This is a genomic window from Streptomyces colonosanans, from assembly GCF_001866645.1.
GTDB classification, from domain to species: Bacteria; Actinomycetota; Actinomycetes; order Streptomycetales; family Streptomycetaceae; genus Streptomyces; species Streptomyces colonosanans.
Genome location: NZ_MLYP01000045.1, coordinates 1 through 19,154, shown reverse-complemented (window position 1 = coordinate 19,154; position 19,154 = coordinate 1). Strand labels below are relative to the sequence as shown.

The window sequence follows — 19,154 nt, the reverse complement described above, 5'->3', positions numbered from 1 at the left end:
CTCGCCGATCCTTGGTCGCCCTCCGACCACCTGTCAGGACGAAAGACGGCGACCACCGGATGCGTCCGTTACCAATCACGGACAATTCCGGGGGAGTTCGCGGACAACTCGGCGAGCAGCGGCCGGAACCGGGTCGCGCTCCCGGACCGATCTGCGGCAATCCGCGCATCCCGGGCACATCATCACCGGCCGGCGGAAGCCGAGGCTGATCACCCATCTGTCGTCCTCGGCATGGCCGCCTGGTCCTGGTCGACGAACTCCACAACATCTCGCTCGCGAGCCGCGGCGGAGCCGAAGTCGCCGCCACCCTCAATTACTTCTCCGGACGCATCCCCGCGACCTTCGTCTATGCCGGCATCGACATCGAGCACAGCGATTTGCTGTCCGGCACCCGCGGAGCCCAGATCGCCGGACGCTTCACGCTCATCACCACCGAGCCGTCTCCCTTTGGCCCGGAATGGCGGGGGCTCGTCGCCACCTTGGAACACACTCTCCTCCGCCACGACCACAAGCCGGGTGCCCCCACCGGCCTGGACCGCTGCTGGCACCATCGAACCGGCGGCATGATCGGAGCGCTCTCCCACCAGATCCGTGGCGCCGCGCTCGGTGCCATCCTCACCTTCACCGAAAAGATCACGAAACCTGTCCGTCGCACTCGGCCGGGCCGCGGTTGACGCGGGACATCGCGTCCACTTCTCCACTGCCGCGCGGTGCAGCGCCAGGGCGGCACTCCGTCGCCCGCTGCGCCCCAGCCGTCCAGGAAGGCGGCAAGGGCACGGCACTGTTCCGGCCGCTCCTGCCTCCTGGCGGCCCAAAACATTCAGGCTGCACTTCACGAAGGGACAGCAGATCGGCTCGATCTACGGGCGGCCGCGGCGGCTGTGCGCGGCATCGGACTGAACCGTTCCCCTACAGCACCCCCACCGCCACCGCCACCGCTGTCGCGGCCGACGCCGGCCACACCACGGCGACGGCGAATATGCAGGCGCCTGACCCCACCCGGGGTCACTGCGTACAGCGCGGCCTGCTGGACGTGCACAGCCTGGAGAGCACCCTGTCCCTCCCCCTTCCGGCCCTACGCGCGGTCGGTTGAGGAGGCCGTGGCGAAGGTGCGCCGGGCCAACGAGCACCCGGGCGGCGCGTGCGGAGAGCCGGATCTCCGGGACGCGAGATCACGGAGTCAGGCGAGGTGCTGTTCAGACCCCGCGTACGTCTCCAACACATGGAGTCTGCGCTCGTGAAGGGACTTCAGGACGTGGGATAGAACTGGCGGGCCCAGTGCCGGAACTGCCCGATCGCCTGCTCGTCGGAGGCGAGTCCTGGATGGGGCCGGTACCGCTTGTGAGCCCAGATCCTGATGTCTTCGTATGCGTACTTGATGGCGGTGCCCAGCAGGATTCGTGACGCGGCCCTGGACGCAGCGGTCCGCAGAAGCGGGCTTGTCCCACCAGGCATCCTCGCAGTGTCGGTCACGGCGGCCGTGGTCGCGAAGCGCAGGACGGTCCGGGTGGGGCTGATGGGGGTGGGCAGGGTCCACAGGTATGTCGTCAGGCCGAGGCGGTCCACAATCACCTCGGTGGTGTGCATGCCCAACCCGGCCATCGTGATCGTCTGGTGGGCCAGGACGCCGTCCAGCCTGGGCAGAAGACGTCCCTTTGCGGGATGGATGCGCACGCGGACGCGCATCAGCGGGCCGTCCGCCTCGGGTGGTGCCACCGGCCGCATGCTCAGCCCGTGCAGTTCGGAGGCATGTCGGCAGTCGAAGGAGTTCTCGAGGATGTCCTGGACCTGCGCGACCACCTCGCGCTTCCAAAGCGCCGTCGGTCTGGCCCAGCCCGGCAGGGCGGGCGGCTCCCACGAGGGCTGCGTGTCGGCGGGCCCGTGCCAGACCAGCAGGAGCCCGTTGAGCTCCCGCAGCGGCAGGTGGCCGAGTCGGGCGCGCGGCGGCAACCCGCTGGGGGACGAGACACACGCTCCATCAGGGGCGAAGCCGAGCCGGTGGAAGGGGCACACAAGTAGCTGGCCGACGACCTTGCCGCCGTGACCGAGGTGGGCGCCCAGATGCGGGCAGTGGGCGTCCACCGCCCGTGCGACGCCGTCGGGGGTGCGGTACAGGACGCAGTCCTGGTCCATGAGCCGGCGCGTCACAATGCCACCACGAGGCAGTTCACGGGACAGGCCCAGGCAGAACCAGCCGACCGGGAACGGCAGTGTAGGCCCGAGATCTCTCTGATCCTCGGCCGTGGCCCTCGAAGGGCGGCGGGCACCACCGGGTACAGAAAGTGTGATATCGGTCACAATGCGCATGTAATCAGAGGCGCAGGATCGATGCAAGGTGCCCCGTCTTCGCATTGAGCAATCGGACAACCCTTCGGCGTGCTGGAGTGTTACTGAGTTCGCACTACTGCGTGGCGGCGGGTCTGGAGCCTTGAGGCGCCGGTCCATAGATGGACTGGCCGAATATCCTGGATTGTACTCAATGCTTGCAATAAGATGACCTTTTGACGCAAGGCCGATACTCGGGCGCCGCCAAGCTCAAGAGGTGCCATTTGTGTGCCGCCCATGCGTGCGACGCCGCTCCGAACCTCGCAACCCTGGAGGTCATCGTGGCCTCTTCTGCGAACCGCCCAACGGCTGCCTGCTCTGCAACGAAATCCGCCGCCGCGGCACGTGCATACCCCTTCAGTGAACCGCATCAGCTTGACCTGGATCCGCTGTACACGAAACTCCAGGAAAAAGAGCCCGTATGCAGGGTCCAAATGCCCTATGGGGAACAGTCCTGGCTCGCCATGGGTTACCGGGACGTACGGACAGTCCTGGCTGATCCGCGGTTCAGCCTGGCAGCCGGCCGAGGTCGTGACGAGCCCCGAATTCGACCACGGAAGCTGAGCGAAGAGCGCAGCCTTATGGGAATGGACCCGCCCGAACTGACTCGGTTGCGGAGGCTGGTCGCCCGCGCCTTCACCCCTCGCCGGGCACAGCAGCTCCGACCGGGCATCCAGAAGATCGCCGATGAAAACGTCGGTCACATGACGGAGTGTGGCCCACCCACTGATCTCGTCGAGAACTTCGCACTGCCCTTTTCCATCGCCGTCATCTGCGAACTCCTCGGCGTGCCCTATGAGGACCGCCACGACTTCAGAAACTGGGTCAACGCTTTCGTGACTGCCTCCTGCCTGTCCGAAGAAGAGACAGGGGAACGCATCGCACGCCTCGTCGACTACATGGCCGCATTGATCGCCGAGCGACGCGAAAAGCCTGCCGACGATCTCCTCAGTGCCATGATTCAGGCTCGTGATCACCACGATCGTCTCACGGAAGGCGAACTTCTCCATCTTGCCGCAGTCCTGCTGGTCGCCGGCTACGAGACCCTTGCCAATCAGATCCCCAACTCCGTCTACCTCCTGCTCACTCACCCCGAGCAACTGACGTTTCTGAGGCAACGTCCTGAGCGCATGCCGTGTGCTGTCGACGAACTCCTTCGGTACATCCCGAGCGGAAACGCGGGCGCGCTCTTCCCGCGCTACGCGACCGAGAACGTCCTCCTGGGCGGGTGCACCGTGAAGGCCGGCGACCCGGTCCTGATTTCCCTGCACGCCGCCAACCGCGATCCCCTCGTCTTCCCCGATCCGCACACGCTGGATCTCACTCGCACTCCCAACCCCCACCTCGGCTTCGGCTACGGCGCGCACACCTGTCTCGGCGCCCACTTGGCGAAGGTGGAAATCGAGATTGCACTGGACACCTTGCTGAGGCGCTTCCCCGTGCTGAGGATGGAGCCGGACGCCGACGCTGTGGAGTGGAAGAAAGGCATGGTGCTGCGGGGGCCTTCCTGCATGCCTGTCGCCTGGTGAACGGCCGACTTGTGGAAGTGGGCCATCCGGTCGCCCGCGAACAGGTGAACTTCCGAGGGTGGCGGCTTGGAGCGTCTGCCGCTTGAGGGACGCGTGGAAACTTTCACAGGCGGCGCTGTCGGCCGAGGTGCTGACGATGCCCCACCCCACAACCCGCCAGGCTCACCGGTTTCCGCCAGTGCGTTGGCGACGTCGGGCGCGTATGGCGGCGTCCAGGGACAGCATGGGGGCGCCGGCGAGGACCAAGGGGATCCAGGCCATCAGGTAGGCGAGGTCGTTGCCGTAGTAGTAGGGGCTGATGGCCCAGCTCACAGTCAGCCACAGGCTCAGCGAGATCAGCACGCCGCCGAGCGCGGCGAGGCGGGCCAGCAGGCCGAGGAGCGTGCCGATGCCGACGGCGAGTTCACCGAAGGCAATGGCGTAGCCGAAGCCCACGGGGTTCTTCAGCGCCAGGTCGACCAGAGCGGGGATCGCCGACGTCCCGCGCACACTGCGCATCAGTTCGCCGATGGAGCCGGCGCCCGAGGCGTGCATGAAGGCGCTGTTGGTGAGCTTGTCCAGGCCCGCGTAGATCAAGGTGACGCCCAGGAAGACGCGCAGGGGAAGCAGGGCGTAGCGGGTGGCGGTGTCCCGCCACCCGCGGCCCTCGCCAACAGCTGAGTCCCTGCGAATGCCATGAACCATCGTGCCCGCCGCCTTTCGCCCGCCGTGCCCGTGGCCCCTCAACAGACCATACGTACCTTGGGGGGCGACCGCTCGACCGCTGCGCGAAAATAGCGTGCCGGCCAGGACCACGTGCGTCATGCTTTCCTGCCGACAACGGGCACCAGGACCTCGTGCAGATCCGGGGCCTGACCTGCGAGGGCGTCGATGCCTTCGTGCAGGTAGCGGTAGCCGGTGGCCTGGGAGATGCCGGTGTCGCGGACCAGGCAGTGCACGCAGCCGGAACCAGCGCAGCACCAGCACCGCCTGCTGGAACGGTCCGAGCGCGGAGTGCCGATCTGCCGCCGGCGCGTGGCCAGCAGACGCGAAAGGTAGTCCACGACGTGGCGCGGGACGTCGAGCGTGGCAACATAGGCGACCAACGCGAAGCCTCTGGTGGTTACGGACATGATCTCGTGGTGAGACCTGTCCTACCAGGGGCTTTACGTCTGCTCGCATCCGGATGCCGCTCACCCGATCCATCCAGGAACGGGCGAATCACACCACTACGCGGAGATCATTTCGCTGAGAAAACCTCACTGGCCTGGATCGGTGCCTTCTCACCTTTGTGCGCGATGCGGCCGTGGACGGCGCGTTCGTTGAGCAGAGCGCAGGTGTCGCACCGTCAGCTCGCTCAGCCGTCCTCGTCCTGGTCCTCGTCGGTGGAGGGAGGCGGCTCGGGTGCGAGGGACGTGGCTGGGGCCGTGCTCGGCTCCGGAGAGGAATGTGGCGGCGCCGGGGCGGGGCTTGTCGTACGGGTCGTCGGGTCGTTCTGGGGGGTGTCCGCCGAGCTCCGCTCCGGTGAGAACAAGGTCATGCCGAGCAGCAGCGCGGCCAGGAAGACCAGGGCAGCGGCGAGGGTACCCAGCAGCCTGGGCCGACGGCCGACGAGGCGGCGGACCTCGCCGGCCCACTGCCGGCGGTCCCAGCGGCCGCGCCCGCCCGCGGGCACAGTGGCGGATGGGAGGACGTATGTGGTCGCGGGGCCGGGTTCGGGGACCGGAGGGTCCTGGGCGAAGGAGGCGACCGGAGCCGGGACAGCGGAGGGCAGTGGCACGGGGTGGCCCTGCCAGGCGCCGGCAGCGAACCAGTCGGCCATCTGCTGGGCGGTAGGCCGGTCCTCGAGCTGCTTGGTGAGGAGGCCGAGCAGGTAGTTCTCGAAGGCGGGCGGGAGCACGATGCCAAGCTCACGGGGAGGTACGGGCGTGGCGTCAAGGTGCTGGTGGAGGATGGCGATGGCGGTGTCGGCCTGGAACGGCGGGCGTCCGGTGAGGAGCTGGTAGAGCACGCAGCCCAGAGAGTACATGTCGGAGGCGGGAACTGCGGGCTTGCCCAGGGCGCGTTCCGGGGCGAGGTAGAGGCTGGTGCCGATGATCTGCCCGGTGGCGGTGAGGGCTGCGGCCGGGTCGTCGAGGAAACGGGCGATGCCGAAGTCGCCGATCTTGAGGGTGCCGTCGGCGTTCAGGAGCAGGTTTGCGGGCTTGATGTCGCGGTGCACGATGCTCTGTTGATGAGCGGCGGCGAGTCCGGCCGCGGCCTGGGCGGCGATGCGGGCGACGCGCTCGGCGGGCAGGGGCGCAGTGGTGGACAGCAGGCCGGCGACGCTGTCGCCGTCGACCAGCTCCATCACCAGGAACAGGCGGCCCTCCTGCTCGCCGAAGTCCAGCACGCTGACGACGTGGGGGTGGTTGAGGCGGCCGGCGGTCTGCGCTTCCAGGCGGAAGCGGGAGGCGGCCGTGGGGTCGGCTTCCTGGGCGAGCAGGAGCTTGACGGCCACCGGTCTGCCGAGAGTTTCGTCGCTTCCCCGCCAGACCTCCCCCATCGCACCCCGCCCGATCGGGTCGTGCAGCCGGTACCGGCCCGCTATCAACATCTGTGTTTCATCCTCATGCCATGAGACGACGCGACCACTGCAGGCCAGGGCAACACCCGCACGGGAGCGGGTGAGGGGGGAGCCGCAGCGGCCCACAGCTTATCGGCCTCCTGCCGGCACCGATCCGGTCGCGGCGCCGACGAGACGGCCCTCGCCGAGGTCGCTGCAGCCCTGAAGGTGCGCAGGCCCAAACTCTTCGGGTCCTCCACCGCCGCTGTGCCGCCCGCTGCGCCCGGAGGCTCCCCTGCGGGCGGGCCCCCGCCGGGAGGCAGCAACATGCCCAAGCCCGGCCAGCACGGAGCCGACATAGAGACCCCCGACTCGTCCTGGACGCCCTCGAGATGGCGCTCTGGCAGCGGGAAGACGAGCCGGTCGCCAGGGGCAGTGGGAATCACCAGGTAGCTTTCGGGGCGTCAGGTCTCCCGTTTCCCTGCCGTGCTGCGCCTGGTTGGGCCGAACGAGTGTGGCTCGGAATCGAGGAAGAGGCGGGCCGGCGGCAGGGGTCAGAACAGGCTCGACAGTAGCTGACGGTGTACGTCACCGATTTCTTCGTAAGCGGCCGAGACCTCGGCGGGACGGACTTGTACAACAGGCCTTCGACACTGCACTGTTGGCCGATATTCGTTCATACGGTCAGGAGTCCCGGCTTGTCCTCCCACACCCCCGCTCCCGCGCCCGCCCACGTCGTCGACCCCGTCGGCGGCTGCCCGCACGCCGTGAACACCGACCTGCGGGCCCGGGGGCCCGTTGCGGACATCGTCCTGCCCGGCGGGGTGCCCGCAGCGGTCGTCCTGGGGCACGACGCGCTCAAGGAGTTCCTCTCCCACCCCGACGTGGCCAAGGACGCCCGCCACTGCCCGGCCCTGAACGACGGCACGATCCCCGAGGACTGGCCGCTGCGGGTCTTCGCCAACGCCCAGGGCATGCATACCGCCGACGGCGCCGACCACCGCCGGCTGCGCTCCCTCGTCGGCAACGCCTTCAACGCCCGCCAGGTGGAACGGCTGCGGCCGCGCATCGAGGAGCTGACCGCCGGCCTCCTCGACGGCCTAGGCCAGGCCGCCGCCGAGGACCCGGACGGCATCGCGGACCTGCGCACCCACTTCGCGCTCCCGCTCCCGATGAGCGTCATCTGCGAGCTGCTCGGCGTGGACCCCGAGCACCGCGGCCGGCTGCACGACCTCACCTACACGGTGGTCATCGCCACCGACACCACCCCGGCGGAGGTGACGGCCGCCGTACGCGAGCTCGTCGAGCTGCTCGGCACGATCGCGGCTGCCCGCCGGACCGCCCCCGGCGACGACCTGACCAGCGCCCTGATAGCCGTCCGCGACGACGGCGGCGACCGGCTCAGCGAGGCCGAACTCATCGGCACGATGCGCCTGATGCTGGTCGCCGGCCACGAGACCACCCTCAACCTGATCACCAATGCCGTACGGGCACTGTGCGCCCACCGTGACCAGCTGGCGCTGGTCTTGGAAGGCAAGGCCACCTGGTCGGACGTGGTGGACGAGACGTTGCGCTGGGACGGCCCGGTCAGCTGGTTCCCCTTCCGCTACCCCACCCGCGACCTGGCCCTCGGCGACACCGTGATCCCGCAGGGCACCCCGGTCCTCGCCGGTTACACCGCCGCCGGGCGCGACGAGGCCTTCCACGGCCCGGACGCCGACCGCTTCGACGTCACACGGCCCGGCGCGGCCCGCCACCTCTCCTTCGGCCAGGGCGTGCACTACTGCGTGGGCGCCCCGCTCGCCCGCCTAGAGGCCACGATCGCCCTGGAACGGCTCTTCACCCGCTTCCCGGACCTCGACCTCGCCGTCTCCGAGGCCGAACTGCCCCGCCAGCGCAGCTTCATCGGCAACAGCGTCGAAGCGCTCCCGGTCCGCCCGGTCCGGCGCTGAGTCGCGTTTCCCGCTGCCCCCTGCCGGCCCGCGGCGGGCGGGGACCGTTCAGTGTCAGTGCTAGGACTCGTCTCATTTGGGGTGGTCGGTAGTGGGCTTGTGCTGATCGTGGAACGCTTGGTGCCAGACGAGTTGTACGACCTCTTCCAGCGGGTGGTGCCCCCCGCCCCCACACGCCCACAGGGCGGGGGACGACGTCGGCACGGTGACCGTGAAGTCCTCGCAGCGATCATCTTCGTCGCCACGACAGGCTGCACCTGGCGGCAGTTGCCGCCGGTCCCCGGCCCGTCGGGACCGACCGCACCCTTGCACTTGGAGGCGCTCGCTCGGCAGGTCAACGTGGTCTCGACGTCTGATCGTGACCACGACCTGTCACGGACTCAGAGGCTGCGATGAAGGCTTGTACGAGGGGACGGTCGTCGCCTCGGCGGGTGGCCATGAAAATCTGGCTCATTGTGGGAGGTCCGTCGAGTTCAAGACGTTGGGCGCCTGCGGGAAGCAGTGTCGTGACGCTGTAGGGGGCCATGGTGACGCCGAGGCCGGCGGCGACGAACATGATGATGGTGTGCCAGTTCGAGAACTCTTGCGCGACCTGGACGTCGATGCCGGCGTGCCGCAACAGCTGTGTGTTCACGTCGAACGCCTGGGCACCTGCTGAACGCGGGAACAGGATGAGCGGATCAGCGGCCAGCGCCGTTGCTTCCACATGATCAGCCCTTGCGGCGGGATGGTCTGTGGGGACGACGGCGACAAACCGTTCCGTTGTCAGCAGCGAAAGGTCGATGTCGTCTCGCTCCTCAGCATCCCGCACGATCCCGACGTCGGCCGTGCCCCGCTCCAGGGCCGCCAGGACATCGACGGTGAAGCCGTCGTGCAGTTTGACCTGGACGTCTGGGCGGCAGCGGGAGAATTCACGGAGCCGTTCGCTGACGATCGCGGTGGCGGAGGTGATGAAGGCGACATCCAGGCGACCGGCCTCGCCGCGCCCGACGCGGCCGGCCTCGTCGAGATCGGCCGCCAGACGGCCCAGAAGGTCCCTCGCCCGTGGCTGGAACGTCGCTCCCGCGTCTGTGAGGCGAACGCTTCGAGAGGTCCGCCGGAACAGCTCAACACCGACGATCTTCTCGAGCTGCCTGATCTGCTGGGACAGGGCGGGCTGAGCGATGTTCAGCCGCAGGGCGGCACGGCCGAAGTGGAGTTCCTCAGCCACAGCCAGAAAGTACCGCAAGTGGCGGAGCTCGATGCGCTGATCCATAGTTCAAGCTTATTGATGGAGGCTACTGCATGTATTGGACATATGGGTGAGGGGGCCGGAGGCTAACGGGAAGCTACACCTGAAGGGAAATCCGCCTCATGCCGTACGCCTGTGCTCCGCCCGTCGTCTCCTCGATCGCCTCACAAAGGGATGCCGACGCGTTCCGCGTGTTGAACGAGGAGTGGATCTCCCGGCTGTTCACCCTGCAGGAAGAGGACCGGGCGGTTCTCGGAGATCCGTTCGGCCGCATCGTGGGCCCGGGCGGTGACGTGCTCCTGGCGCGCGAGCGGGGCAGCCGCGCCGTCGTCGGGTGCGTCGCACTTTTGGCATATCCGGACGCCGTGTTCGAGCTGGCGAAGATGGCCGTGGCCCCCACCGCGCAAGGACGCGGCATCGGCCGCCAACTCATAGCCGCAGCGATCGGACGTACCCAGGCACTTGGTGCCGCCCGACTGTTCCTCGGCACGAACAGCAAGCTGGCTCCCGCCATCCACCTGTACGAGGAAGCCGGGTTCGTCAGGATCACCCGCAACCGTCTCCCGGTGGCCGACTATTACGCTCGCGCCGACATCCTCATGGAACTGAAGTGACGCCCCCGCCCGTCCTCGCCCACCTGCGCACCGCCGGCCTCGGCGCCCTGGCCGACCTCGGCTCTCTCGGCCTGGACGACGAACCGGACGACCCCGTGGTCGTCACTGGCTTCAAAGCGACCCGCGCCCGCTAGCTCACCCCCGCAGAGACGGAGGCCGACCGGGTCCTCGCCGCCGGACGCGCCCCCGTTGAGCACGGCTTCGCCCACCTGAAGAACTGGAGGATCCTCACCAAGCTCCGTACTGACCCCGCCCGCGCCACCCACCTGTTTCGCGCGCTGCTCGTCCTGACGAACATCGAGGCCACTACCGGCAATTGATCTCTACCGCAGGTAGCCCACGATCAGCACATGCCCCCGGAACAGCGTCACCGGGCCGGGATCGGCTGAGTGAGGTTCACCGGGTTGCCGTCGGGGTCCTGGATGTGGGCGACGCGCTGTCCCCACGGCATGTCGTTGGGGCCGCCGCGGACCGAGCCGCCCAGCGCCGCCACCCGGCCGAGCGTCTCGTCGACGTCGTCGACACCGATGCTGAGCAGGATCCGCGGCCCCGCCCCAGTCCCCGGGTTCGCCTTGGCCACCAGCCCGAGGTCGGTGTCGCCGATGCGCAAGCCGAGGTAGAAGGCCGGGCCTTCCGCCGGCACCCGGAAGATCTCCTCAGCGCCGAACAATTTCGTATAGAAGCCGAGCAGAACGTCCTGGTCGGCAGTCACGATCACTGGCTGGATGGTGGACATGGCACCCCTGTCGAGAACGGTCGTGTCGCTGGATAGACCGTTCGAGGACGGTGAACTCATCGGCAAAACCACCCCGCCGGACGACCTACAACACAGACTGCCGCCCACGACCAGCACGAGCACCCCGAAACGAGGACACGCCACCCCGCGACCAGCCATTTCAAGATGGCGGAGCTTCAATGAACGCGGCCTGCACGGCCGTATCACGCACAAAGGCGAGAAGGCGCCGATCCAGGCCAGTCGGCGCTGGCACGTCGAACGCACCCACGCCTGGCAAAACGCCTTCTACCGGCTCGCCCGCTGCTACGAGCGGCGCACTACCGTCATCGACGCCTTCTTCGACCTCGCCCATACGATCAGCACCGTGCACAACCTGATCCGATGGACCTGGACCATCCACCGCTGGGACGAACGCTCGAACCGACGCCCGTGACCGCACGCCTGTCCGCGCGACTCCTAAGAGGGTGAATGTAACTCTTTGTCCGCTTCGCCGTTGTGCGTGGATGAGGCACAGTGATCAGTTGCTTGGGGTTAGCCGAAACGAGCACCGGGCCGTCGCGGCCGGTCGTGGGAGGAGATCCACCGGGTGCGCGGCGCGTCACTTTGCTCGTAACGGTCATCCTTGGCCTGGCCCGCCGATAACGCGGCGGGCGCCCCTGGACGAGTCTGCGTTCGCTCCGGTGCCACGGCTACCGGACAGGCAGCGGGCCGGGCCGGTTCTCCGCACTGGCCCGACCCGCGCGTCTGCTCGTTCAGGGGAGTTCGACGGTCTCGATCCCTGGATGCACCTTGTGTAGTTCGGCCGGACGGTCGCTGATCACGGGCCAGCCGGGGCGACGCAGGGCGAGGTGGGCTGCGTGTGCGGCGGCGAGTTCGACACCGGCCATAGTCGCCAGTTCCGAGACCGCCAGCGCGGTGGGTTGGTCCAGGTTGTGGAACTCGAAGACCGGTGCGGCGAGCGCGTCGTCGACCTGCTCGCGCCGGCGGGGCGAGATGTCGCCGCCGACCAGCCCAGCGGCGAGCGCGGTGGTGGGGACGAGGAGAACCTGAATGTGCTCGACCGAGACGACCACTCGGGCAACCATGAACGGCCGCCCGAGGGCGAGCTGCCGGATCGCGCCGACGTCGAGGATGTATCCGCCGATCACGCGGCCGCGCCGGCCACGTCCTGGCCCCGCTGATCAGTCTGGCGGGCCCAGTCCAGGGCCTCCTGCCATGCCTGAGGGTCATCCTGCTCGGCGGTCTGGGCCCAGCCGTCGATGATGCGCTGGGCTCGCTCCTCCCGGCCCATCCGTTCCTCGACCGCCGCGCCGATATACGCCGACACCGATTCGATCCGCCCGTCCCTGGCCGCCTGCTGCAGCGCGGCGGCCCTGTCTGCGTCGAGGGAGATCGTCACCCGCTCCTTGGCTGTCATACGGATAGCCTACGACTGTATGCACCCCATCGGGGGTATTTCCGTCGATCGCCCCCAAGACCAGGTACGGCGAGTCCTCGACGGCCAGACGGTTCTTCCGATCGACTTCCGCAAGGGTCTTCTGGCCTCCACGACGACGCTCCGGTGTAGTCCCAGCGGAGAGCCCGAGAACACCGGTTCCGGTGAGTACCCGGCTCGCTGCCGACCAGGCTGGCAGTACACCTACCCATCCGCAGCGGCCCGGCCCGGTAGTGAGGCGGGTGGACCGGCTGGGCCGGTCGCAGGCGGAGCACTGGGACTGGACGGCGACGTCCTCGTACTCGAGCCATTCGACAGTGATGACCGTCGTGGCCTGCGCGCCGGGAGTGGTGGAGTCGGTTTCGTCGTACTCCCAGGGGTAGTCTTCGTTGCCGCGCCTGGCGCGGACCCGGACACGCTTGGTTCCGTGTCCCGTCAGGTCGGTGAGGGAGTCACAGGCCATGGTCCTGACGGTGGAGCATGTGGCCAAGAGCTACGGCTCGCGGGCCGTCCTGCGCGATGCGAGCCTGCACGCCGGCCACGGGCAGTTGGTGGGCGTCGTCGGAGAGAACGGCGCGGGCAAGACCACGTTGCTGCGCATCCTCAGCGGCGACCTGGACGCGGACGCCGGCACCGTCCACGTCGACGGCACGCTCGGCTACTGCCCCCAGCACCCGGTGCTGGACGACGAGCTGACGCCCCGTCAGCACCTGCGCCTGTTCCAGATCGCCTACCGGCTGCCCGGCCTGAATCGGGCCGAGAGCCTGTTCCAGGAACTCGGGCTTGCCGCTTATGAGCGGCAGCCGGTCAAGACGCTCAGCAGCGGCACCCGGCAGAAACTCAACCTGATCGTGGCGCTGATGCACGATCCGGAGGTGCTGCTGCTGGACGAGCCCTACCAGGGCTTCGACTGGGAGACTTATATGCGCTTCTGGGACATCGCCCATCACCTGAGGGAAGCCGGCCGCACCGTGGTGATCGTCTCCCACCTCGCCTATGACACCCAGCGCCTGGACGCCCTGTACCGGCTCAGCGACGGCCGACTCCACCCGGCCCCGGCCACGGGAGCACACGGGTGAGCGCCTACCGCACCGCCACCGGTTACAGTCTGCTGGCTCAGGCGAAGAACCGCCTCGCCCTGATCCTGCTGGCCGTCTTCGTGCCCTTGTGGATCACAGTGGCCAAGACCGTCGCCACTCCCGCCCTCTTCCCGTTCCGGCTGCGCGCCAGCGGGGAGGTCCTGCACGCGGGCGGTGACAAGATCACCATGATCAGCGGGTCCCTCAACGCCGTGTCGTTGCTGGTCGGGTTCTGGATGTTCAGTGCCGCCCGCCGCACCAGTGCTTTCGACCGGCGTCTGGCCGCGGCCGGCTACCCGCGCGGCGCGCTGCTGGCAGCCAAACTCACCGCGCTGCTCGCCACCGCCACTGTGGTCAGCGCCTATGCGGTGGCCTGGATGCTGCTGTACTGGCGGCCGCTCCAGCCCGGCCTGCTCGTCCTCGCCGTGCTCGCCGCGTCCTTGATCTATGGGGCTATGGGATTGTTCCTGTCGCTGTTCTTGCCCGGCGAGGTCGAAGGCATGGTCGCCATCATCATGACCAGCATCATCGACCTCGCGCCCCAGAACCCCGTCGCCGCAACCACCGCCAACAACCCGTTGATCACGCTGCTGCCCAGTTACGGCTCCCTGCAGACCGCCCTTCAGGCCGGCTTCACTCACCGCCTCACCGTCACTCCGCTGGCCAACAGCCTCGCCTGGCTCGCCGCGCTGTCCGCCATCGCCCTCGCCGCATTCATGCGGCGCACCCGCGTCCACACGGCCTCGACGGCGCGCCGTCCCTCACTCTCGGGTTACTGACTTCAGTTTGGACAGCGTCCATCGGCCGGCCGTTGAGTAGGTGTGCCTTGCCAGTTTGTCTTTCAGCTGTCTGCTGCTGTCTGTGCACGCGCAGCCGCTTCGTGAGCGGCGTTTTCCTTCGGACCGCCGACAAGGGCAGGTCCGCAGTGGGGTGGGAGGCGCTCCACCACCATGGCGATGGCGTGTGCCGCTGTTGCCGCTGGGCCCACGGCCTCGTCCCGAAGGGGGCCGGCGACCCAGTAGCCGCCTCCCAAAGCAGGCTGAACGTACGGGATGTCCCACGTCCACGGGTGGCCGGTACAGCGACTGAAGTGCAGCTCTGCCATGCCCGTCCAGGGGAATAGCTGCCATAGGCGTGGCTCCGCATACGCCGCTTCGATCAGCTCCGCACGCACGCGGCCGCCCGCGCGAACCGCCTGCCAGCCCGCTTCGACGATGGTCTCGCCCTGTGCACTTGTGTCCAGGGCGGCATTTTGCACACCAGCGTTCGCGCAGGTGAGGTTTCCAGCGAGGTGGTGGAGGCCGAGCGACCAGCTGGACAGGCCGGTGCTGCCGAAACTCACGAACATTCCGCGCGGTGGGCGGGACCCAGGTCGCTCAAACTTCATTGGCATACGCTCAAGGTCGGTTTCGATCGGCTGGACAAGCGCGGCCCTCGAACGAGCTGACGGTTACCGACGGGAAAGCGAAGAAAGCCAGTGCCGCCAGGACCGCCACGCTCGCTGCTATCGCCAAAGCGCCTGGAAGGGACCATGTCGCCACCGGTCCGGCAACAGCCGCGGGCAGTGATCTTGATACACGGCTCGGGCGAGGAATGAGCGCAGCGAGGCTCGGCTCCATGCCGCGTCACTGGTGGTGCGGGTGCCAATCGAAGAGCAGGATGGTCGCGTCGTCCCGCAGTTGGTTGCGCTGGTGGTCGAGGATGGCGTGGATGAGCAGCCTCAGCACCTCGGCGGGGCGCTGGCCGGCGGCGTAGGAGCGGATGATGAAGTCAGTGAACCGGTCGAGGCCGAACTCCAGACCTTCCGTGTCGCGTGCCTCCACGACGCCGTCGGTGTAGAGCAGGACGTGATCGCCCGGTTTCAGTGTCGTCTCGTGGACCTGCCGGGCTGTCGGGGCGAGTTGGCCGGCTAGGCCGATCGGGGGCTGCGGGCGGCTGTCCAGCGCCCCGTCGAGCACCCGATCGGCACGGATCAGCAGTGGCGGAGGGTGACCGCAGTTGACCCACTGCAGCACCCCGGTCTCCGCATCGAGCCGGCACATCACGCCTGTGCAGAAATGGTCGGGCAGCCACTGGGCGAGCGCCTGGTCGACGGAGCCGACGATGTCGGCCAGGTCGCCACCGCCGCGGCGGGTGTTCCGCGCAGCCGCCATGGCGACCGACGTCGTCAGGCCGGAGGCCAGATCGTGACCCATGGAGTCGAGGATCATGGTGTGCAGCACGTTCTTGACCACTGAGTGGTCGTAGGCGTCGCCGGCGATGTCGTACGCCGGTTCCAGGACCGCGGTCGAGACGCACTTGCTGCTGCCGACAGTGTGGGGTGGCAGAAAGGCCCGCAGCATCTCGGCGGGCAACCGCATGGTCGCGGTGCGGATGCGGGCGGCGAGCCAGTCGCTGTAGTCGCGCTTGGAGGTGATCAGCATGGCGAACAGATGGGCCAGCATCCGGCTGCGACGCATACGCACCCCGTCGAGCGAGACGGCCCGCACCGCCAGCACCCCCAGCCGCTCCGCACCGTCGACCAGAGGCATCCAGACGATCACGCCGTCGTCGGCGTCGTCCACTCGCGGGGAGACGGTGCGGTACGCCCAGCCAGCCAACGAGCCGGCCACCGGCAGCGGCTCCAAGGCCTCGTCGAGTGGGATGAGCAGCCGTTGTTGCAGGTCCACGAGGTAGATCAGGACGGTGTCCAGGCCAAGGGCCAAAGCGCACCGGTTCGCCAGGGCGGGCAGTTCGAACGGCAGGGCCGTCTGCGCGTCGATGATCAGTTCTTCCAGCTGACTCTCGTCAACGGCGACGTCGGGACCGGCGGACGCGTGCAGCAGTGGGTCCGACACGGGGATCACCCCTTCCGCGCCCAGTCTCACACCGATCCCGGCCTCTCTCACGTCAAGCCGGAGCGTCCCGCGCTCACCACCGCTGGCGTCGGCGCAGTCGCCCGCCACATCCGCGACCACTGGGACATCGAGAACAAGATCCGCGACGTCAGGGACACCACGTACGCCGAGGACGCCTCCCGCGTACGCACCGGCACCGCCCCCACGCGCCATGGCATCCCTGCGCAGCCTGGCCATTGGCGCCCTCCGCCTGACCGGCTGCGACAACATCGCCTCCGGACTGCGCAGCAACGGTTTCCCCCGGCGATCTACGCCGGGACAAGGACGGTAAGCCATTCCGCTGCACGTGCCCGGTACCCGTAACGATCCATCAGCCCCGACACGATCGCCGGGACGTGGTCGGCTCCGTAGACGACGGCAACCCGCATCGGCTCGTCGGCGCGCTCCGCGTGGATCTCGCCGAGCGCGTCGAGCAACCGCTGGTCGCGCCGCCGGGTCATCGCATGCGCCACAGGATCGTCGGCCATCATCTCCGCCCGCAGCGTCAACGGCAGATCGTCGACTACCAGGTCCTCGTCGAGGAAAGCGCGCGGACCGCGCAGCGCGAATACCAGGCCCATCACCGGAGCCGCCGTCATGAGAAGGAGGTACGTCCACCGCGGCAGTGTCTTCAGGTCCTCGATCGCCTCCACCGCGGTCACATCCGGATTGATAACCGGCACGGACTCGGGAAGCAGCAGCTCATCGCGCTGCTCCTGCAGGCCGTTGCGCCGACGCCGTGGGGCGAACCGGTAAGCAAGCGTGAGGGCACTCACTCCGACCGACTTCCCTCGGATTCCCTCCATGACTATGAGGTCGCATTCCCTGAGCCTGATGCGGACCTGAGAGTAGAACGTCGGCGAAGCCACATGCAGCATCGGGAAGATCACGAATTCAAGTGGCGTCCCTGTCCGCCTCATGGTGATCACAGCAGATCGGACGGCATACCCGGTTACCTCGATGATCTGCATTATTCCCCCCGAACCTCGCCCGGTTTCCCGCCTACACGTACCAGGACACGAGCCAGCTCAAGGCCGCGGTTCCCTCCCGGCACAAGCCATGTCGCCGGGCAGTGGGGGGCGAGTCGGCTGCGGACCTGTAGCTGCCCGGCGTCCGGCGGCTGAAAGACTGCAGGGAGAGGGACCAGGGGATTTACCGTTCCTGATCAGTGAGCAGGAGTGGGTCTTGGGTCCAAACCTGGTCAACTGGCGTATCCCGAACGGTTGTGGATGCACTGGTCACCCGCGTTCGCGCCGCGTCCGGCGACATGGATCGTGTCCGTGGTCCGGGGATGCGGGGGCGGGTTTCCTCACGCCCGCGGGCTCCGTGTCCGGCCTGGGCGGTCCGATGCCCCACACGATCGCTCTGGTCGTGTGGGGGCGGTGCCGTCCGTCGCCGGACGCGGTGCCCGAGAGCGCGTCGTCCGATCGCGACGCCGGCGGCGTCGTGGCGGGTGATCTTGCGGTTCTTGCTGCTGAGGGGCTTCTGCCAGTGCTCGGCGCCCCAGCGGGAGGTGTAGGCGGGGTCGACGACGACGATGCTGATGCCGAGTTCGGCGGCCATGGACACGAGCCGTGCCCGCAGCTTGGCGACGGGTATGCCGGAGATCAGCTTGCGGAATCGCTTCCTGCGGCCGTGCTTCTCCCGCGTCTTCTCCGCGCCGAAGTCCAGGTCTTCGATCGCGATGGAGACGCCTTCGCGCCGTGCCCAGTGCAGGAGGCGGGTGAGGGCGTGCCTCACCTGGGCGTCCCGGTAGGTGGCCGGCCCGTCGAGGTCGTAGAAGAACCGGCGGGGCTCACCCGTCGGGTTGCCGTGCTCATCCAGACGCCACGCTGCGAGGTGGTCGGCATTGGTGTCCACACCAATGAGCCCGTTCGCCCTGGCTACGGCCAGGGGAACGGCCTGGACCGGGGGGATCGTCCACGACGCGGTGAGGTACCAGCGGCCCCGGTCCACGTCCAGGTGGATGCGGTAGGCGACAGCACGGTTCGCCGATACACGGTCGGCCCATTCTTCGCCGCGGTGCCAAAAGCCGATCCGGCCGTCGAGCACGTACCGGCCGCGCGGGGCGTTGGCCAGGTGAGCCAGCGGAGCCGGGAGCTTGATGCCGACCTCGCCCTCGGAGCTGACGCGGATGGTTTCGTTCCCAACACGCTTCCCCGACTCCCCGTCCGCCTGGAAGAACCAGCGTTCGGCATCCCAGCGCCTGCGCCACTCGTACTCGGTGAGCTGGGCAGCTTCCAGATTGTGCCGGCCTCGAGCCAGTCGCTTCCCGCCCCGCACCACGTGCACGACACCGGCCTCACGGTCGGACCGCTCGCGTTCCAGCCGCTCTTCCAGCACATGCAGGCGCCGGGTCTTCTCGAACCACTCCTGCTTGGTGCGGTAGCCGCCCGGCGCCCGCTTCGTGCCCTTCTCCCCGACCGGCTGGGACAGGCGGTGCGCGATCGTGCGCACCCCGGCCTCAAGGTTGTGGATGTGGGCGAGCTGGGCACGGCGTGAGAGGCCCCACTGGTCATGGGTGGCCTTCGTGATACTCCCGGCCCAGCGGGAGGACGACTCCTTGGTCAGGGCCCGCTTGCGCTCCGCCCACTGGTCGCTGTCGTGATCGGTACCCGCCCGGCAACGGGCCTTGAGGTCGGCACAAGCCAGCGAACCCAGGTGTGCGCCCACCAGCGGCAGCACCTCACGGTCCCGCTGGGACATGCCCTTGATGCTGGTGCGGATCGCCACCCCGGACGGGCCCAGCGCAACGAACGGCGCCTCGATCGTGCGCAGTGTGGAGTCAGCCATGCTCGGCGGCCTGCAAAGCCTTGCGGGCACGGTTCTTCGCCGACCGGCGACCGTACAGGC

18 protein-coding genes and 4 pseudogenes are annotated in these 19,154 nt (G+C 68.3%); 10 read left to right on the top strand and 12 right to left on the bottom strand.

All coding sequences use genetic code 11. The features are described 5' to 3' along the window. Positions 1 to 236: 236 nt before the first annotated feature. Positions 237 to 674: pseudogene (locus BIV24_RS17775) on the top strand (ATP/GTP-binding protein); the annotation flags it as partial. A gap of 574 nt (positions 675 to 1,248) precedes the next feature. Here the strand turns inward: BIV24_RS17775 and BIV24_RS17770 are convergent. After that, positions 1,249 to 2,307, bottom strand: a complete 1,059-nt coding sequence (locus tag BIV24_RS17770) for an aromatic ring-hydroxylating oxygenase subunit alpha (RefSeq protein WP_281247754.1) — start codon at positions 2,305 to 2,307, stop codon at positions 1,249 to 1,251. A gap of 299 nt (positions 2,308 to 2,606) precedes the next feature. On the opposite strand from BIV24_RS17770, the gene BIV24_RS17765 reads away from it, so the two are divergent. Next, positions 2,607 to 3,854 (top strand): cytochrome P450, encoded by a 1,248-nt coding sequence (locus tag BIV24_RS17765; protein WP_079168346.1) that lies wholly within the window; start codon positions 2,607 to 2,609, stop codon positions 3,852 to 3,854. 162 nt (positions 3,855 to 4,016) lie between these two features. Here BIV24_RS17765 and BIV24_RS17760 read toward each other — a convergent pair whose 3' ends face one another. From BIV24_RS17760 to BIV24_RS17750, 3 genes are all read right to left on the bottom strand, one after another. Beyond that, positions 4,017 to 4,538, bottom strand: a complete 522-nt coding sequence (locus tag BIV24_RS17760; RefSeq protein WP_071367316.1) for a DoxX family membrane protein — start codon at positions 4,536 to 4,538, stop codon at positions 4,017 to 4,019. A 116-nt stretch (positions 4,539 to 4,654) separates the two neighbouring features. Next, positions 4,655 to 4,966: a hypothetical protein gene (locus BIV24_RS36475; protein WP_071367315.1), complete on the bottom strand. Its 312-nt coding sequence runs from the start codon at positions 4,964 to 4,966 to the stop codon at positions 4,655 to 4,657. A 224-nt stretch (positions 4,967 to 5,190) separates the two neighbouring features. Further along, a complete protein-coding gene (locus BIV24_RS17750; protein ID WP_071367314.1) occupies positions 5,191 to 6,429 on the bottom strand; it encodes a serine/threonine-protein kinase in 1,239 nt (412 codons plus the stop codon). Between the two features lie 647 nt (positions 6,430 to 7,076). Between BIV24_RS17750 and BIV24_RS17745 the strand changes: the two genes are divergently transcribed. Together BIV24_RS17745 and BIV24_RS36060 are read left to right on the top strand one after the other, a co-directional pair. Further along, a complete protein-coding gene (locus BIV24_RS17745; RefSeq protein ID WP_071367313.1) occupies positions 7,077 to 8,330 on the top strand; it encodes a cytochrome P450 family protein in 1,254 nt (417 codons plus the stop codon). 99 nt (positions 8,331 to 8,429) lie between these two features. Then, positions 8,430 to 8,633 (top strand): annotated as a pseudogene (locus BIV24_RS36060) (transposase); the annotation flags it as partial. 31 nt (positions 8,634 to 8,664) lie between these two features. Here BIV24_RS36060 and BIV24_RS17740 read toward each other — a convergent pair. Beyond that, entirely contained in the window at positions 8,665 to 9,585 is a 921-nt protein-coding gene (locus tag BIV24_RS17740) for a LysR substrate-binding domain-containing protein (RefSeq protein WP_071367312.1), read from the bottom strand. 98 nt (positions 9,586 to 9,683) lie between these two features. Between BIV24_RS17740 and BIV24_RS17735 the strand changes: the two genes are divergently transcribed. The 3 genes and pseudogenes from BIV24_RS17735 to BIV24_RS35470 all read left to right on the top strand — a co-directional run. Further along, positions 9,684 to 10,175 (top strand): GNAT family N-acetyltransferase, encoded by a 492-nt coding sequence (locus tag BIV24_RS17735; RefSeq protein ID WP_071367311.1) that lies wholly within the window; start codon positions 9,684 to 9,686, stop codon positions 10,173 to 10,175. Further along, positions 10,172 to 10,309, top strand: a complete 138-nt coding sequence (locus tag BIV24_RS35475) for a hypothetical protein (protein WP_245766851.1) — start codon at positions 10,172 to 10,174, stop codon at positions 10,307 to 10,309. The genes BIV24_RS17735 and BIV24_RS35475 overlap by 4 nt, the downstream gene beginning before the upstream one ends. A 12-nt stretch (positions 10,310 to 10,321) precedes the next feature. Further along, positions 10,322 to 10,495 (top strand): annotated as a pseudogene (locus BIV24_RS35470) (transposase family protein); the annotation flags it as partial. 47 nt (positions 10,496 to 10,542) lie between these two features. Here BIV24_RS35470 and BIV24_RS17725 read toward each other — a convergent pair. Next, entirely contained in the window at positions 10,543 to 10,911 is a 369-nt protein-coding gene (locus BIV24_RS17725; RefSeq protein WP_071367310.1) for a VOC family protein, read from the bottom strand. 172 nt (positions 10,912 to 11,083) lie between these two features. On the opposite strand from BIV24_RS17725, the pseudogene BIV24_RS32045 reads away from it, so the two are divergent. Next, positions 11,084 to 11,344, top strand: a pseudogene (locus BIV24_RS32045) (IS5/IS1182 family transposase); the annotation flags it as partial. A gap of 319 nt (positions 11,345 to 11,663) precedes the next feature. On the opposite strand, the gene BIV24_RS17715 reads toward BIV24_RS32045, so the two are convergent. Both BIV24_RS17715 and BIV24_RS17710 read right to left on the bottom strand, forming a co-directional pair. After that, positions 11,664 to 12,059 (bottom strand): hypothetical protein, encoded by a 396-nt coding sequence (locus tag BIV24_RS17715; RefSeq protein WP_071367308.1) that lies wholly within the window; start codon positions 12,057 to 12,059, stop codon positions 11,664 to 11,666. Next, positions 12,056 to 12,328, bottom strand: a complete 273-nt coding sequence (locus tag BIV24_RS17710; protein ID WP_143064621.1) for a ribbon-helix-helix protein, CopG family — start codon at positions 12,326 to 12,328, stop codon at positions 12,056 to 12,058. Before BIV24_RS17710 ends, BIV24_RS17715 begins: the two co-directional genes overlap by 4 nt. A 479-nt stretch (positions 12,329 to 12,807) precedes the next feature. On the opposite strand from BIV24_RS17710, the gene BIV24_RS17705 reads away from it, so the two are divergent. Beyond that, positions 12,808 to 13,425 (top strand): ABC transporter ATP-binding protein, encoded by a 618-nt coding sequence (locus tag BIV24_RS17705; protein WP_071367306.1) that lies wholly within the window; start codon positions 12,808 to 12,810, stop codon positions 13,423 to 13,425. Then, positions 13,422 to 14,204 (top strand): hypothetical protein, encoded by a 783-nt coding sequence (locus BIV24_RS17700; RefSeq protein WP_071367305.1) that lies wholly within the window; start codon positions 13,422 to 13,424, stop codon positions 14,202 to 14,204. Before BIV24_RS17705 ends, BIV24_RS17700 begins: the two co-directional genes overlap by 4 nt. A gap of 62 nt (positions 14,205 to 14,266) precedes the next feature. On the opposite strand, the gene BIV24_RS32040 is transcribed toward BIV24_RS17700, so the two are convergent. From BIV24_RS32040 to BIV24_RS17685, 4 genes are all read right to left on the bottom strand, one after another. Then, the gene (locus tag BIV24_RS32040; protein WP_245766850.1) at positions 14,267 to 14,767 is read right to left on the bottom strand and encodes a DUF6193 family natural product biosynthesis protein; all 501 of its coding nucleotides are present in this window, start codon (positions 14,765 to 14,767) and stop codon (positions 14,267 to 14,269) included. 283 nt (positions 14,768 to 15,050) lie between these two features. Further along, positions 15,051 to 16,271: a PP2C family protein-serine/threonine phosphatase gene (locus BIV24_RS17695; protein ID WP_177198755.1), complete on the bottom strand. Its 1,221-nt coding sequence runs from the start codon at positions 16,269 to 16,271 to the stop codon at positions 15,051 to 15,053. 299 nt (positions 16,272 to 16,570) lie between these two features. After that, positions 16,571 to 17,272, bottom strand: a complete 702-nt coding sequence (locus BIV24_RS17690; RefSeq protein WP_071367304.1) for a hypothetical protein — start codon at positions 17,270 to 17,272, stop codon at positions 16,571 to 16,573. A gap of 181 nt (positions 17,273 to 17,453) precedes the next feature. Further along, entirely contained in the window at positions 17,454 to 19,094 is a 1,641-nt protein-coding gene (locus BIV24_RS17685) for an IS200/IS605 family element transposase accessory protein TnpB (RefSeq protein WP_071367303.1), read from the bottom strand. Between the last annotated feature and the right edge of the window lie 60 nt (positions 19,095 to 19,154).